Origin of the sequence: Enterocloster sp. HCN-30185 (genome assembly GCF_037890305.1) — a bacterium.
GTDB lineage: Bacteria > Bacillota > Clostridia > Lachnospirales > Lachnospiraceae > Enterocloster.
On record NZ_JBBKBT010000001.1, the window covers coordinates 13,982 to 28,591 of the forward strand.

The 14,610-nt window shown below is 50.2% G+C and carries 10 protein-coding genes; 4 read left to right on the plus strand and 6 right to left on the minus strand.

The window, feature by feature from the left end; all coding sequences use genetic code 11:
• Positions 1–3: 3 nt before the first annotated feature.
• From WKT10_RS00075 to WKT10_RS00090, 4 genes are read left to right on the plus strand one after another with little or no spacing between them, the layout of a single operon-like run.
• Positions 4–561, plus strand: a complete 558-nt coding sequence (locus WKT10_RS00075) for an ATP-binding protein (RefSeq protein WP_066544098.1) — start codon at positions 4–6, stop codon at positions 559–561.
• Between the two features lie 35 nt (positions 562–596).
• Positions 597–974 carry a (2Fe-2S) ferredoxin domain-containing protein gene (locus WKT10_RS00080; protein ID WP_066544103.1) on the plus strand — a complete coding sequence of 126 codons (378 nt, stop codon included), beginning with the start codon at positions 597–599 and terminating at the stop codon, positions 972–974.
• Positions 975–988: 14 nt separating this feature from the next.
• A complete protein-coding gene (gene nuoF / locus WKT10_RS00085) occupies positions 989–2,779 on the plus strand; it encodes an NADH-quinone oxidoreductase subunit NuoF (RefSeq protein ID WP_066544112.1) in 1,791 nt (596 codons plus the stop codon).
• A gap of 17 nt (positions 2,780–2,796) precedes the next feature.
• Positions 2,797–4,542, plus strand: a complete 1,746-nt coding sequence (locus WKT10_RS00090; RefSeq protein WP_340274627.1) for an NADH-dependent [FeFe] hydrogenase, group A6 — start codon at positions 2,797–2,799, stop codon at positions 4,540–4,542.
• Positions 4,543–4,644: 102 nt separating this feature from the next.
• Here WKT10_RS00090 and WKT10_RS00095 read toward each other — a convergent pair whose 3' ends face one another.
• The 6 genes from WKT10_RS00095 to WKT10_RS00120 all read right to left on the minus strand — a co-directional run bounded on the left by WKT10_RS00095 (position 4,645) and on the right by WKT10_RS00120 (position 14,544).
• A complete protein-coding gene (locus WKT10_RS00095; protein WP_340274629.1) occupies positions 4,645–7,173 on the minus strand; it encodes a histidine kinase dimerization/phospho-acceptor domain-containing protein in 2,529 nt (842 codons plus the stop codon).
• Entirely contained in the window at positions 7,145–7,855 is a 711-nt protein-coding gene (locus tag WKT10_RS00100; RefSeq protein WP_296038482.1) for a response regulator transcription factor, read from the minus strand. The genes WKT10_RS00095 and WKT10_RS00100 overlap by 29 nt, the downstream gene beginning before the upstream one ends.
• 148 nt (positions 7,856–8,003) lie before the next feature.
• Positions 8,004–10,376, minus strand: a complete 2,373-nt coding sequence (locus tag WKT10_RS00105; protein WP_296038483.1) for a right-handed parallel beta-helix repeat-containing protein — start codon at positions 10,374–10,376, stop codon at positions 8,004–8,006.
• Between the two features lie 22 nt (positions 10,377–10,398).
• On the minus strand, positions 10,399–11,277 hold the full coding sequence (locus WKT10_RS00110) for an alpha/beta hydrolase (RefSeq protein WP_296038484.1): 879 nt from the start codon (positions 11,275–11,277) through the stop codon (positions 10,399–10,401).
• Positions 11,278–11,446: 169 nt separating this feature from the next.
• Complete coding sequence (iadA, locus tag WKT10_RS00115; RefSeq protein ID WP_296038485.1) at positions 11,447–12,613, minus strand: beta-aspartyl-peptidase; 1,167 nt, start codon at positions 12,611–12,613, stop codon at positions 11,447–11,449.
• Complete coding sequence (locus WKT10_RS00120) at positions 12,610–14,544, minus strand: ATP-binding cassette domain-containing protein (RefSeq protein ID WP_340274633.1); 1,935 nt, start codon at positions 14,542–14,544, stop codon at positions 12,610–12,612. The genes iadA and WKT10_RS00120 overlap by 4 nt, the downstream gene beginning before the upstream one ends.
• Positions 14,545–14,610 lie beyond the last annotated feature (66 nt).

Consider the following 14,610-nt stretch of genomic DNA (forward strand, 5'->3'; position numbering starts at 1 on the left):
CCTATGATGCCGGAAATTTCCTTAAATATACTGGATGTAGCAGAAAATTCCACACGGGCAGGCGCCTCTCTTGTGACTATAAACGTCACAGCAGATACAGACGCCGACCGTCTGACCATACAGATCGGGGATAATGGCTGCGGCATGAGCGAAGAACAGCTTTCCCATGTAACAGACCCCTTTTACACCACCCGCACAACGCGGAAGGTAGGACTGGGCGTTCCTTTTTTTAAAATGGCTGCCGAAAGCGCCGGAGGGAGCTTTTCCATCCATTCCCAGATTGGAGAAGGCACAGAGGTGACTGCCGAATTTGGCTTATCCCACATTGACCGTATGCCTCTGGGGGATATAAACAGCACCATCCACAACCTGATCGTGTATCATCCGGACACGGATTTTTGCTATACATATACATACAACGGAGCTTCCTTTACCCTTGATACCAGGCAGATGAAGGAGATCCTTGGCGGTATTCCATTAAATACGCCGGAAGTATCCGCCTATATTTTGGAATTTCTGAATGAAAATCAGAAGGAAACCGACGGCGGCGCATCGCTGTGACCGCTGCCCCTTAGACAGAAGGAGGTTTATAACCCATGAAAACTCTTGCTGAATTACAGGCCATCCGCGAACGGATGCAGAGCCAGGTAAACCTGCGCGCGGAAGACCATAACCATACCCGCGTAGTAGTAGGCATGGCCACCTGCGGAATCGCCGCAGGTGCCAGACCTGTTCTCAATACCTTTGCCCAGGAGATCCAGTCCAGAGGCCTTACAGACCGCATCAGCGTAACTCAGACCGGCTGCATCGGGCTGTGCCAGTATGAACCCATTGTTGAGATCATGGAACCCGGCAAGGACAAAATTACATATGTAAAAATGAACCCTGACAAGGCCTTAGAGGTGATCGAGCGCCATCTGGTCGGCGGACACCCGGTTGAGAAATATACCATGGGCGCTGCAGGATTAAAATAAAGGAGGGACTATCTATGTATCGTTCACATGTGCTTGTCTGCGGCGGTACCGGATGTACCTCTTCCGGAAGCCCCCAGATCATGGATATATTAAAAAATGAATTAAAACGCCAGGGACTGGAGGAGGAAGTAGCGGTTGTAGAAACCGGCTGCCACGGCCTCTGTGCCCTGGGCCCGATTATGATCGTTTACCCGGATGCTACCTTTTATTCAATGGTACAGCCCGGAGACATCCCTGAGATCGTATCCGAACATCTCTTAAAGGGTCGTGTAGTAACCCGTCTTCTCTATCAGGAGACCGTAAGCCCCACTGGAGGCATCAAGGCCTTAAGCGACACAGACTTTTATAAGAAGCAGCACCGTATCGCCCTTCGCAACTGCGGTGTTATTGACCCTGAAAATATCGAAGAATACATCGGAACCGGCGGCTATCAGGCTCTGGGAAAGGTTCTTACGGAAATGACCCCGGAGGATGTGATCCAGACCCTTTTAGACGCAGGCCTGAGAGGCCGCGGAGGCGCAGGCTTCCCCACCGGCTTAAAATGGAAGCTCTGCCGTCAGAACGACGCAGACCAGAAGTATGTCTGCTGTAATGCAGACGAGGGCGATCCCGGCGCATTTATGGACCGTTCCGTGCTGGAGGGCGATCCCCATGCAGTGCTGGAGGCCATGGCCATCGCCGGCTATGCCATCGGTGCAAACCAGGGCTATATCTACGTCCGTGCCGAATACCCCATCGCAGTAGAACGCCTGCAGATTGCCATCAAGCAGGCCCGCGACATGGAACTTTTAGGCAAAAACATTTTCGGAACCGGCTTTGATTTTGATATTGACCTCCGTCTGGGCGCAGGCGCTTTCGTCTGCGGCGAGGAAACGGCTCTTATGACCTCCATTGAGGGAAAACGCGGTGAGCCAAGGCCCCGTCCTCCATTCCCGGCGCAGAAGGGCTTATTCGGAAAGCCAAGCATCTTAAATAACGTAGAAACCTACGCCAATATCCCTCAGATCATCTTAAACGGTCCAGAATGGTTTGCTTCCATGGGTACGGAAAAGTCCAAGGGCACCAAGGTATTTGCCCTGGGAGGCAAGATCAACAACACCGGTCTGGTAGAGGTTCCCATGGGAACCACCCTAAGGACCGTAATCGAGGAAATCGGCGGCGGCATCCCCGGCGGAAAGAAGTTCAAGGCCGCACAGACCGGAGGACCTTCCGGCGGCTGTATCCCGGCTGAACACTTTGATATCCCCATTGACTATAACAACCTGATTGCCATAGGTTCCATGATGGGCTCCGGCGGTCTGATCGTTATGGATGAGGATGACTGTATGGTAGACATTGCCAAATTCTTCCTTGAATTTACTGTGGAGGAATCCTGCGGCAAGTGTACTGCCTGCCGTATCGGCACCAAACGTATGCTTGAAATCCTCACAAAGATCACCAAGGGACAGGCCGATATGGCTGACCTGGATAAGCTGGAAGAACTCTGCTACTATGTAAAGAACAATTCCCTCTGCGGCCTGGGACAGACAGCCCCCAATCCGGTGCTGTCCACCCTGCGCTATTTCCGCGACGAGTACGAGGCCCATATCAAGGAGAAGCGCTGTCCTGCCGGCGTCTGCAAGGCGCTCTTATCCTACAACATTGACCGTGACAAGTGCCGCGGCTGTACTCTGTGCGCCCGCACCTGTCCTGCCGGAGCAATCATCGGCTCTGTAAAGAATCCGCACATTATTGATCAGAACAAGTGCATCAAGTGCGGTGCCTGCATGGAGAAATGTAAGTTCGGCGCAATCTACAAAAAATAAAAGGGAGGGAATAGACGATGGAAACGATCAAACTGAAAATCAACGGCATTGAAATCACTGCTCCCAAGGGCTCAACCATCCTGGAGGCAGCAAGACTGGCGCATATCGAGATCCCTACCTTATGCTTCTTAAAAGAGATCAACGAAATCGGCGCCTGCCGCGTATGTATTGTCGAATTAAAAAATGGAAAGCTGGTTACTTCCTGCGTATATCCTGCGGAAGACGGAATGGAAGTATTTACCAATACTCCAAAGGTCATGGATTCCAGAAAAAAGACCATCCAGCTTTTATTATCCAACCATAACCGCTCCTGCCTGTCCTGCGTACGCAGCGGACACTGCGAGCTTCAGGAGCTGGCACGAGAGCTTGGCGTAGAGGATGAGGGCTATTATGACGGCGAGACCACACCCTCTGAGATCGATACCTCTGCCGCCCATATGATCCGTGACAACAGCAAATGTATTCTCTGCCGCCGCTGCGTGGCAGTCTGCAGCGAGGTACAGGGGATTGGCGTCATCGGCGCCAACAACCGGGGCTTTGCAACTGAAATCGGCTCTGCCTTCGGTATGGGCCTTGGCGAGACCTCCTGTGTATCCTGCGGCCAGTGTATTGCCGTCTGTCCTACGGGAGCCCTTCAGGAAAAGGACTGCACGTCCGAGGTATTTGCAGCCATTGCAGATCCTTCCAAGCATGTGATCGTACAGACTGCTCCTGCTGTCCGTGCCGCTTTAGGCGAAGAATTCGGCCTTCCCATCGGCACCAATGTGGAAGGAAAGATGGCTGCCGCCCTGCGCCGTCTGGGATTTGATCGCGTATTTGATACAGACTTTTCCGCTGACTTGACCATCATGGAGGAGGCACATGAATTTTTAGACCGCGTGAAAAACGGCGGTGTCCTGCCTATGATCACCTCCTGTTCTCCCGGCTGGGTTAAATACTGTGAGCACTATTTCCCGGATATGACGGAAAATCTTTCCACCTGCAAATCCCCTCAGCAGATGTTCGGAGCCATTGCCAAATCCTACTATGCTGAGAAGATGGGCATTGATCCAAAGGATATCGTATCTGTCAGCGTTATGCCCTGTACGGCAAAGAAGTTCGAGATCGGAAGAGAGGACGAGGCGGCAAACGGCGTTCCGGATGTGGATATCTCCATCACCACCAGAGAGCTGGCCCGGATGATCCGCAAGGCAAGGATCCGCTTCCTGGATCTGCCGGATGAGAGCTTTGACGAGCCTTTAGGCCTTGGCTCCGGTGCAGGCGTGATCTTCGGCGCTACGGGAGGCGTTATGGAGGCTGCATTAAGAACTGCAGTTGAGACACTTACCGGCGAAGAGCTTCCAAAGCTTGAATTTCACGAGGTCCGCGGCGCTGCAGGCATCAAGGAAGCCACCTATCATGTGGCAGATATGGATGTAAAGGTAGCGGTCGCCTCCGGCCTTGGAAATGCCAGAGAGCTACTTAAAAAGGTAAAGTCAGGAGAGGCAGATTACCACTTCATCGAGATCATGGGCTGTCCCGGCGGCTGTGTCAACGGCGGCGGCCAGCCTCAGCAGCCGGGTTATATCCGCAACACGGTGGATATCCGCGGCTTAAGAGCTAAGGTTCTCTATGACAGCGATGAGGCAAATACCATCCGCAAATCCCATGAAAATACGGCGATTAAGGAGTTATATGCCACCTATCTGGGCGAGCCCGGAAGCGAAAAGGCGCACCATCTGCTCCATACCAGCTATGTAAAGAGAAGTATTAATCAGCACTGATCGGAACTAAAAACAGAGATGCCGGCGTCACTCCGGCATCCCCTTAAATAAAAAGCTTCCCCGCAGGACGGACCATCTGATCGTCTGCGGGGAAGCTTTTATTTATGGTTCATCCGTTTCCTTCTCTTCTTCCTGTTCCTCTAACATCTCATTTTTTTCAGGATCCCACCAGGTAAATGAGGCCGGAACCGGCGGACGTGAACCGGAAGGCTGCAAACCAGAGGGCTGCGAACTGACGGGCTGTACATCTGAAACCTGTGGATCGACAGGCTGCAAATCGGCAGATTTCAGGGAATCGGCTTCCTCCACTGGTTCCCTATGGACGGGAGGTTTTTCCATCTTCTCCTCCTTCCAGCGGACGGTAACCTTAAAGAGGTCATCCTCTGCTTCCAGCTTCATCGTACCGCCCTGGGCCTCAGTAAAGCTTCTTGCAATGGCAAGCCCCAGGCCGGAGCCTTCCGTATTGCGGGATTCATCCCCCCGTACAAAGCGCTCTGTGAGCTCATCCGGGGATACCGTTAATTCATGTTCTGAAATATTTCGCATAGAAACAGCCACATAGCCGTTTTCCTCCCGCCTGATCTGGATATAGGCTCTGGTTCCCTTCATGGCATACTTTGTAATATTTACCATGAGGTTTTCAAAGATACGGCAGGTTTTCTGACCGTCCAGATGAAGGTATATTTTTTCCTCCGGCAGCTGGAAACGGAAGTCCACACCGCTCTTTTCAATCTTGTCGGCCAGCTCGCAGCGCACCTGCTTTAACAAGCTGACAATCTCCACCTCTTCCAGGTGGAGGGTCACGGTACCGCTGTTTGCCTTGCTGACCTCAAAAAGATCTTCGATCAGCTCCTTCAAGCGCATGGCTTTGCGGTCTAGTACCTGGATATAGGAGCTGCGCTCCTCTTCTGACAGATTTTCCTGCTTTAAAAGATTGATATAAGTGATAATCGCCGTCAAAGGCGTCTTTAGATCATGGGATACATTGGTGATCAGCTCCGATTTGGTACGCTCGCTTTTTACCTCCTGGGACACTGCTTTTTTAAATCCGTCCCGGATATGGGAAAGCTGTTCCTTGAAAGGCTCAAAAATCCCCAGATCTTCATCAAACTCCACATCCAGATTTCCCTCTGCCATGGCATTAATGCCCTTTAAGAGAAGCTGATATTTTTCCTCCATTTTTCCCCAGTATTTCTTAAAAAGGAAAAACAGTACCAGAGAGTAGATTACTAACGCCCCAATCCCCCAGAACCACAGGCAGGAAATGAGAGCCAGAATAATAAAATTGGCAATCACAGCCTTTCCAATGATCCGCGTGGACTTTCCTTCCCAGTCTGTATTGGAAAAGAGATCCAGACCCTTCAGAGTCCAGCGCTTGCAAAAGCGCAAAAATCGTCCAAGCCAGGTGCGTTCCTTAAAATAGCGCCACAGTCCCAGAGTAAATACGGCCCGTATACAGGTAATTCCCCAGTAAAGAATACCGTAAATGATGATCCAGAACATGACATTGATCAGCAGCGTCATCATATGCGCCGCTCCATCTGTAAATCCGGCCTGCAGCCACTCTCTGGATAAACGGCCTTCCATGGTTGCATGGATCAGATCTACCGGAATACTGCTGATCACAGTAGCGAACCACAGCGTTCCACTGGCACATAGGGGTTCAAAGGACAAACGGCACAGTGCGCTGCGTCCTATCTCCAGGGAACGGATTCCCGGAAGTGCAAGAGCTGTGAGCGTAATCACTGCCGCGATCGCACATACAACGGAAAAATATCCGCCTCCGCTCTGGTAATCCCAGCTTCTAACCCCTGTTTTCTCTATATCACTGCCATAAAAACTGCTGCCCGCATTGGATAGATCACAGATAAAATGAATCTTCATATCCTTTGGCCCCTGAAACTCCACTCCGCTGCTGCGGTACTGGCTTCCCAGACGGGTCTCAATAGGATCATAAAACTCATAGGAGGTCATTGACTGGAACATACGGCTGCAGCTGTCCCCATCTCCCGCTATATCGGAAATACTTAATCTGCCTCCGGAAGCAAATTCCGCCGTAAACCGGATTTCATTCGCCCCGATTCCCCTTGAAAACACACTTTCTGCATCAATTACATTGCTGCGCAGACACTGTCCGTCAGGGCCTGTGACCATGTAACGGATCAGAGTTCCATTGTAGCGTTCATACATCTCTTCCCAGCGCCGTCCCAGTTCTTCGATCTGAGACTGGGCTTCATGCATCATTTCCAACTGATCCGTCTGCTCCGGGAGCTCATACTCACCCTCATAAGTGATGTCTTCTTCCATGTATGCGTCTTTCTCTGCTTTGGCTATCTTTTCATCCAGTCCCGGCAAAAAGGTCTGGGAATAGGTCAAAATCCCGCCCTTTTCCTCCTGCTTTTGCTGATGCCAGATCACATAGCTGAAATTCATAACCTGTGTTGCTAGATTGTCAAAGCGTCCGGTGTCATTTTCCCATTCCTGCCGGCTTAGGCTGCTCTGATTTACAGCTTTTTGTTTCATATAGGGATAAAATCCCACAGTTGCTGCCGCAGATACGATTACCAGTATCACGATCAGCAGTACGCCGATCCAGTGCCTGCTACGGCTGTTTTTCAATCTTGTATCCAACTCCCCACACCACCTTTAAATATTTTGGTTCTTTCGGATTTACTTCTATCTTTTCGCGGAGATTGCGGATATGAACCATAACCGTATCCGTATTGATGGCCCGTTCGTTCCACACCCGTTCATAAATCTCATCTGCCGGGAATACCCGGCCCGGATTGCGTATCAAAAGCAGAAGGATCTTAAATTCGATGGGCGTTACCTTTACCGGCCGGTCATCAATGGTAACGCTTACCGTATCCTCATTTACCTCCAGGCCTCCGGCCCGGTAAATCCGTGCGCTTTCTTCTGCCCTTGAATGCAAACGGTCCATAAAGCGGTGATAACGTCTCAGATGGGAATTCACTCTGGCTAAAAGCTCCATTGGCGTAAAGGGCTTTGTAATGTAATCATCCGCCCCCATGTTCAGCCCCAGTATCTTATCTACTTCCTCTGATTTTGCAGATAGGAAAAGTACTGGAAAGTCGAAACTTTCCCGCAGTCTTGCTACCATGGTAATACCGTCCATCCGCGGCATCATCACATCTACAATTGCAAGATCGATAGGCTGATTTTTAAGGATTTCCAGGCCCTCAAGGCCGTCGGCTGCCTGAAAAACCTCATATCCCTGGCTTTTTAAAAAGATTTCCACACCTTCCCGTATCTCTTTATCATCCTCCACTAACAGGATCCGATCCCCACTCATATCTGTTTCCTCCTTACATCCATATGATAAAATATAAAAACAAAAATAAGGTGTATAAAATATAAAAGACTTTCTAAAGATTGATTGTAGCATTTTAAAAGGACAGAGTCACCCCCTAAACAGGGATTCTCTGTCCTCTTTTTATGGTTTATTTTCTCTCCAGAAGTCCGTTTAACAGGAGGGAACCATCCTCTGCCCGTTTCGGCATCACAGTAGTATCCAGGGATACGAACCAGTCGTCCGTTACCTTCTCTCCCTTGCTGTTTTCGTAGGCCTTCGTGTCCTCATGATAGAAATAATTGGTTTCGCTGTAAATGCTGCTTTCATCCTGACCCTTCAGCTGAATGTCCTCACTGTGGCCTTCCCCTGTGCCATAGGAAATATTCCCCTCTGCCACATAGGCCGTATCTGCCCGGTTGGCGGTATAGATGGCAATATTAGGGCCTTCATTGTTAAAAGAAACATTATTGTAGATTTCAATATCCGGACAGCTGTTGGAATCAATGCCCTTTGCTTTGTTTTCGTAGGTAATGCTGTTTTTTAACACATGATGGCCACTGATGCCGCTGCCTCCCATTTTAAATCCGTTTCCGTTTCCAGCATCGATCACGCTGCCGGATTCATCATACACATAACCGTTTTTAAATGCCACGCAGTCCTCAATGGTCACTGCTCCGATTTTTCCTGTGGCGATCTTGGCAAAGAGATCCCAGCCGTCATCTGCATTATAGGCAGCAATGCAGCCCCGGAACACATTTCCTTCTCCGCAGGTCAGCTTGGCTGCAAAGCCATCTGCATCCTCCATGGCTTCATCGCAGTTATTATAGGAGGTACAGTTTAAGATCAGGTTGTCCGAAGGCCACATATCAATGGTCTCCTCGGATGTTCCGCTGACCTGAAGGCCGGTGTTTCCGTTATTATAGGTCTTAATTCCCTCTAAAATATTGTGATGGCCTGAAAGGCGGATTCCACAGTTTCCGTCGGAGGCATTGCATACGTCAATATTTTTAATATGCCAGTAATCCCCCCAAATCTGAAGGCCTGTGCCTTCCTTTGCAAAGTCCAGAACTGCCCTTTCTCCCTCTGCCGGAGCCAGAACAATGGGCGCATCCTCTGTTCCATCTACGCCGCGCAGAACGGTCAGCCCTTCCTTAAAAGTATAGGTACCTCCTTCCATTACAAAGCTCTGTCCGGGAGCCCCATACCAGAACGCCGTTGCCAGATCAATGGGAGCTTCCTTTGTTCCCGTCCCATCAGGTGTGCCGTCTTTGGAAATAAAGATGGTATCACCGGATAAGATACGGCAGCTTACTGTCTCATCAAAAGAAACAGTTCCGTAATTTGCAAGCTCTGTATATTCATTGATCTTATATCCCTCTTTGGGAGTAAATGCGATGATAAAATGATTTTCTCCCTCTTTTACCGGATAGGAAGCCTTTACCGGAACCTCTGCCTTTACTTCCAGAGTATCCAAAGCATTTCCTTCTTTATCGGAGATCACAGCCGTACCGTCTGCATTCGTCTTAAAGGAAAGGGGATACTCGCTGGAACCGGACGTATTGGAGGAAAGGAAGGTAAAGCTTACATTTTCCTTTTCTACAGGACGTTCCTCTGCAGGCGCATCTTTTGCCGGGTCTGTTACCTCAAATTCAATGTTGTTAAAAGTGGCATTGCAGCCTCTGGCTACAGCAAATCCTGCATAAACTGAATTATCAATTACATTCAGGTTCTCAGCACCATACAGGGTGCGGGAATATTCATTTCCCTCTTTGTCATAATAAGCTGCCTCATATCCTGTATTGGTCTTTCGCAGCTCCATGGTGTAGGTTTCTCCCGCTGTCAGCAGTGTTTCCTTGTCAAATGCCTCTGAATCCAGAGTCAGCTTTCCTGCCTCCGGCGGCGTAGTGTCCGATTCTACTCCTGTGATCATCCGGTATCCGATGCCGTCCTTCATGGAGGTCTTTGTGCCGTCCTCATCATAATAGCTTAAACTGCTTCCGATGACTGCCGCGGAATTTGTAAAAAAGGAGCAGTCTGCCACTGTATCCTCACCAATACTGTCTCTGGCAATAATGGCTACTCCCTCCTGGCCGTCCGGCTTGGGATTGATATAGTCAATGGTTACGTCTGCCTTTAAACGGAAATTCTCTGTTTCAGGGTCAATGACTGTATAATAAAAGGAAATGCCGTCATAGCCTTCTCCTGCTGCAAATTTTCCGCCTTTTTTGTCAATGCTTCCGTCTTCCTTTACCGTACAGGAGGTAAGAGAAATCCCATTTTTCAGGCTTCCTCCCTCTGCCATGGTATTTGACTTTTCGTTGGTAGATGTGCCGAAATATGTAAACTGCCAGGTGTGCTCTTCTGCTGTTTTCGTTTCAGAAGCTGCGTCCGTTTCTGCCTCTGTCTGTACCTGTGGTTTCTCTACGTCTGCCGCTGTTGTTTCCGCCGTCTGGCTGCAGCCCTGAAGGCCCGCAGCTGCCAGACCGATGAGTAGAAGCTTTCCTATGTCTCGTCTTTTCATGTCCTGTTTTATTTATCCTGTTCTAAAAATGCTCCAGCCATTTTTCCGCCAGAACGATCCAGCTCTGGCACTGTGGCTCTATATTGCTCTCCTGCCCGTCTGCCGTTTCCTCCGTCGCCAGGGCAAGTCCGTGGCGTCCAACGGGATAAAGGTGAAGCTCCAAAGAAACGCCGCTCTTTATCAGGGCCTCTGCCAAAACCAGAGCGTTTCTCACCGGAACCGTCTGGTCTGTTACGGTATGCCATAAAAACACAGGAGGTGTATGGGAACCGACCTGCTTTTCAAGAGAAATCAACTCTCTCAGCATTTCCTTTTCTTCCATCCCGCGCTCCGGGATCATCTGCTCCTCTTCCGTAAGCATCTGTCCCCACAAGAGACGTTCCACCGAGCCTCTGTGGCAGCCTTCTCCTGCCGTCACTACCGGATAGCAGAGGATAAGCCCATTAGGGCGGATCTGCTCAGGTGTTAATCCCAGAGGCCCTGACAGCCATTCCTTATCCCAGTGAGCCCCCAGGCTCAAAGCCAGATGGCCTCCGGCAGAAAAGCCAGATACGATGATTCCCTCTGAATCAATCCTCCATTCGTCTGCATGCTCCCGTATCTTTGCCGTAAGCAGAGCCAGCTCCCTTAAGGCTGTGGGAAACCGCTCCGGAGCCAGACTATAGTGAAGCACAAACACATGATAGCCCATGGCCAGATATTTCATGGCAATGGGTTCTCCCTCTCTGGGAGAAAGATGCTCATATCCGCCTCCCGGACAGATTATCACTGCTTTTCTCTTCTTTTCCTGTGTTTTTCCGGATTTTCCCAGAATCCAGGCTGTGTAGCTGGCCGGTTCCTTCTGCAGACGTTCCTTCCGCAGTTCTTCCGGCAGTACCAGATCCTCTGTCCACATGTTCATGGGTGTACCTCCTGTGTATGGATTCAGTGTTTTCTAAATATTCTGTATTGTAAGCGCTTACCTGAACTATCTTATATTTTTTTACATAAAAAGGAAACTGGTATCCTGCACAAAGATATGTTCTGTTTTTTGAGTATTTTGCCGGTAAGAAAAGACTTGACTTTAGAGATTAAAATGTTTCATACGTTCCCTTTACAAGCAGTTCTCCTGCCTCCATCATCACCCGCCCTCTGGCGATCACCGTATCCAGAGCAAGGGCTTCTCCCATTAAAAGCAGATCTGCGTCCGCTCCCGGCGCGATACAGCCTTTTTTCGGGAACAGCTCCAGGGCCTTTGCAGGATTGGAAGTGAAAAAGGAGAGAGCCTCTGAAAGTACAAACCCTCCGTTTAATACCAGCGAACGAAGCTGGGCATACATATTTCCCACATCCGTAACCCCCATTTCCACCAGGTTTCCATATTCGTCATAATTGGACCAGCTTCCCTGTCCGTCTGAGCTTAAAGTCATCCGCTCCATTGGAACACCGGCCCGGCGGGCTTCCTCTAAAAGTCCGATCACAGGATCCTTCCCGCCTTCGATCAAACCATGAGGAAAATCCTCACAGGTCAGATCAATGGTTCCTCCAAGCTTCGCCAGCTTAAGGCTGTCCAGAAACAGCTCATGATTACGGTTTACATGGGTGGGCTGAAAGGTTTTCACGGGAATCTCCGTCTCCTCCAGTGCCTCAAAAACCTGACTCAGCATCTTTTTTCCATCCCCCATATGAAGCACCACACAGCCGCACTTTCCGCTGATCATGCCTGCAGTCCGCACATCGCTTGCCAGACGGATCAGCTCCTCTGTGGAAATATTGGGTGCTCTGTGGTCGGAGACTGCCAGCTTTAAACCCAAAATCTCATCAATAAAGGCAATATCCTTCTTTATGCTTCCTGTAATGGCAGGGGAAGGCACACCATAAGCGCCGCAGAGGGCATACGCTGAAATTCCTTCCTCCTTTAAGGCCTTTACCTTGGCGATCAGATCCTCCGGCGTACGGCTTACATCATCTGTTCCCAGAAGGCCCACCAGAGTCGTGATCCCAGCTCTTATAACAGATGAAAGCTGTATCTGGGGCGTACGGGTATGAAAACTTCCTTCTCCGCCTCCTCCGGTCACATGGACATGGCGGTCAATCAGTCCCGGCGTCAGCTTTTTTCCCTCTGCATCTATGATCCGGCAGCCGCTTCCTCCTTCCAGCCCTTCTCCCACTGCCTCAATCTGTGCTCCGCATATCAGCACATCCTTAATCCCCAGATGCTCCGGTGCATATACGTCTGCATTTTTTATCAGTATCATTCTGCATCCTCCTTTGATTCCAAATCAGCGAACTTTTCCGGTTCAGGCGCCTCCGGCTCCGGGTGCAGCTCACTCCATATCTCATACCAGTCCATGCAGGCCTGATGCCACTTCTCCCACAGAGGCGCTATATCCTCCAACGGCTGGGCTTCCAAAGCGGAAGCTGGCTGCTCCTCGGCCTGCTCCCACAGACGTTTCAGACGGTTCTCCTCCCATACCTTCATCTGCTCCTCTGCCTGCCCTGCCGCCTCTTTCATGGCATCCTCTGCCATTTTAAGCCTCCACTGGTCATAGGCTTCTTCAGTGGGAATCTCTCTCAGCCTGTGGCGTTCCGCCCTGGGAACCGCCTTTAAGCCAGCGATCAGAGCCTGCTCCTCCGCCTGAATCCGTGCTGCCGGTGAAAGTCCTTCTTTTTCCTTTTCCAGCCGTTCCAGATAGTGCTCATATCCAAAGGGGTAATACATAGCCCTTGCGCCCTCAAATATAAGCACCGACTTTGCCACCTGCCGGATAAAATACCGGTCATGGCTTACAAAAAGAATGGTTCCCTGATAAGCCTGAAAGGCAGATTCCAGAGTTTCTCTTGCCTGTATATCCATATGGTTGGTGGGCTCATCCAGAATCAGGAAATTGGGGCGGCTCTGCAAAAGCTCTGCCAGCACCAGTCTGGCCTTTTCCCCGCCGGACAGGGAGCTTACTTTTCTGGAAGCCTCCTTTCCCAGAAAGAGATAGGAGCCCAGGATCGTCCGCACCTCCTTCTGGTTCAGGGACGGGAAAAGCTCTGAAAAATGCTCCGCTACCGTTTGTTCCGACTCAATGGCTGAGGAATACTGGTCAAAATAGCCGATGGTAATATTATTTCCAAGAGAGCAGACTCCATCCACCGGAGGAAGGAATCCGGCGGCTGTCTTTAAAAATGTAGTCTTTCCCGCTCCATTTTCCCCTAAAAGAGCGATCTTCTGCCCCTTTCTCATCCGTAGGCTCAGTTCCAAAAGCGGATGGCCTTCATAACCGATCTTTAAATGCTCCGCCTCAAGAACCCATTTGCTTCCGGGCACCGCAGGAAGGATCTCCCCGGTAAAAATGTGTGCCGTATCCTCTCTGGGCGCTTCCACCCGTTCCATGCGCTCTAACATCTTTTTTCTGGATCTGGCAAAGGAGGCCTTGGCCGGTTTGTTCTTAAACCGGCGGATCAGCTCCTCCTGCCGGGCAATCTCCTCCTGCTGGCGGATATAGGCCTTTTTCTGAAGCTCGTAATCCTTTCGTTTCTTCTCCCGGTAGGCTGTATAATTTCCCGGATATTTTGTAAGCTTCCTGTCCTCCAGCTCGTATACGATCTGTGCCGTACGGTCTAAAAAGAAGCGGTCATGGCTTACCATAACCACCGCCCGATCATAATTTCTTAAATACCCTTCCAGCCACTGAACTGTTTCCATATCCAGATGGTTGGTTGGCTCATCCAAAAGAAGGATATCCGGTTTCTCAAGAAGCAGTCCGGCCAATGCAGCCTTTGTCCGTTCTCCTCCTGAAAATGTGCTTAAAGGCCGCTTTTTATCTTCTTTTTTAAAACCAAGTCCTGTAAACAGGCAGTCATATTCCCGTTCGTATTCGAACCGCTCCCTGTCAAAAAGCCCTTCTGCCGGACAGCGGCTCATCAGGTATTCCTCCACGGTGCGCTCCTCATGGAGCAGCGCCTGCTGTCCCAGCATCCCGATCGTCAGTTTTCTGGAACAGCAGATTCCCGATCCCTGCCGTCTGTCATCCCGCTCCAGTTCCAGCTCTCCTGCAATCAGGCGCAGAAGGGTGGTTTTTCCGGCTCCGTTCCGTCCTACGACCGCAATTTTCTGGGCTCCCTGTATCTCAAAATCAATATGGGAAAGCACGGTTTCTCCGCCCAGAGAAACCGTTCCGTCTGTGATCTGGTATTTCATATGTATTCTCCGCATTAAAAATCTACAGCTGCCCCTTTACAGCCTGTTCCCATTATACAATAGCAG

Coding starts and splice junctions, on each gene's coding strand:
- WKT10_RS00075 (WP_066544098.1), top strand. CDS start 4: ATGATGCCGGAAATTTCCTTAAATATACTGGATGTAGCAGAAAATTCC.
- WKT10_RS00080 (WP_066544103.1), top strand. CDS start 597: ATGAAAACTCTTGCTGAATTACAGGCCATCCGCGAACGGATGCAGAGC.
- nuoF (WP_066544112.1), top strand. CDS start 989: ATGTATCGTTCACATGTGCTTGTCTGCGGCGGTACCGGATGTACCTCT.
- WKT10_RS00090 (WP_340274627.1), top strand. CDS start 2,797: ATGGAAACGATCAAACTGAAAATCAACGGCATTGAAATCACTGCTCCC.
- WKT10_RS00100 (WP_296038482.1), bottom strand. CDS start 7,855: ATGAGTGGGGATCGGATCCTGTTAGTGGAGGATGATAAAGAGATACGG.
- WKT10_RS00105 (WP_296038483.1), bottom strand. CDS start 10,376: ATGAAAAGACGAGACATAGGAAAGCTTCTACTCATCGGTCTGGCAGCT.
- WKT10_RS00110 (WP_296038484.1), bottom strand. CDS start 11,277: ATGAACATGTGGACAGAGGATCTGGTACTGCCGGAAGAACTGCGGAAG.
- iadA (WP_296038485.1), bottom strand. CDS start 12,613: ATGATACTGATAAAAAATGCAGACGTATATGCACCGGAGCATCTGGGG.
- WKT10_RS00120 (WP_340274633.1), bottom strand. CDS start 14,544: ATGAAATACCAGATCACAGACGGAACGGTTTCTCTGGGCGGAGAAACC.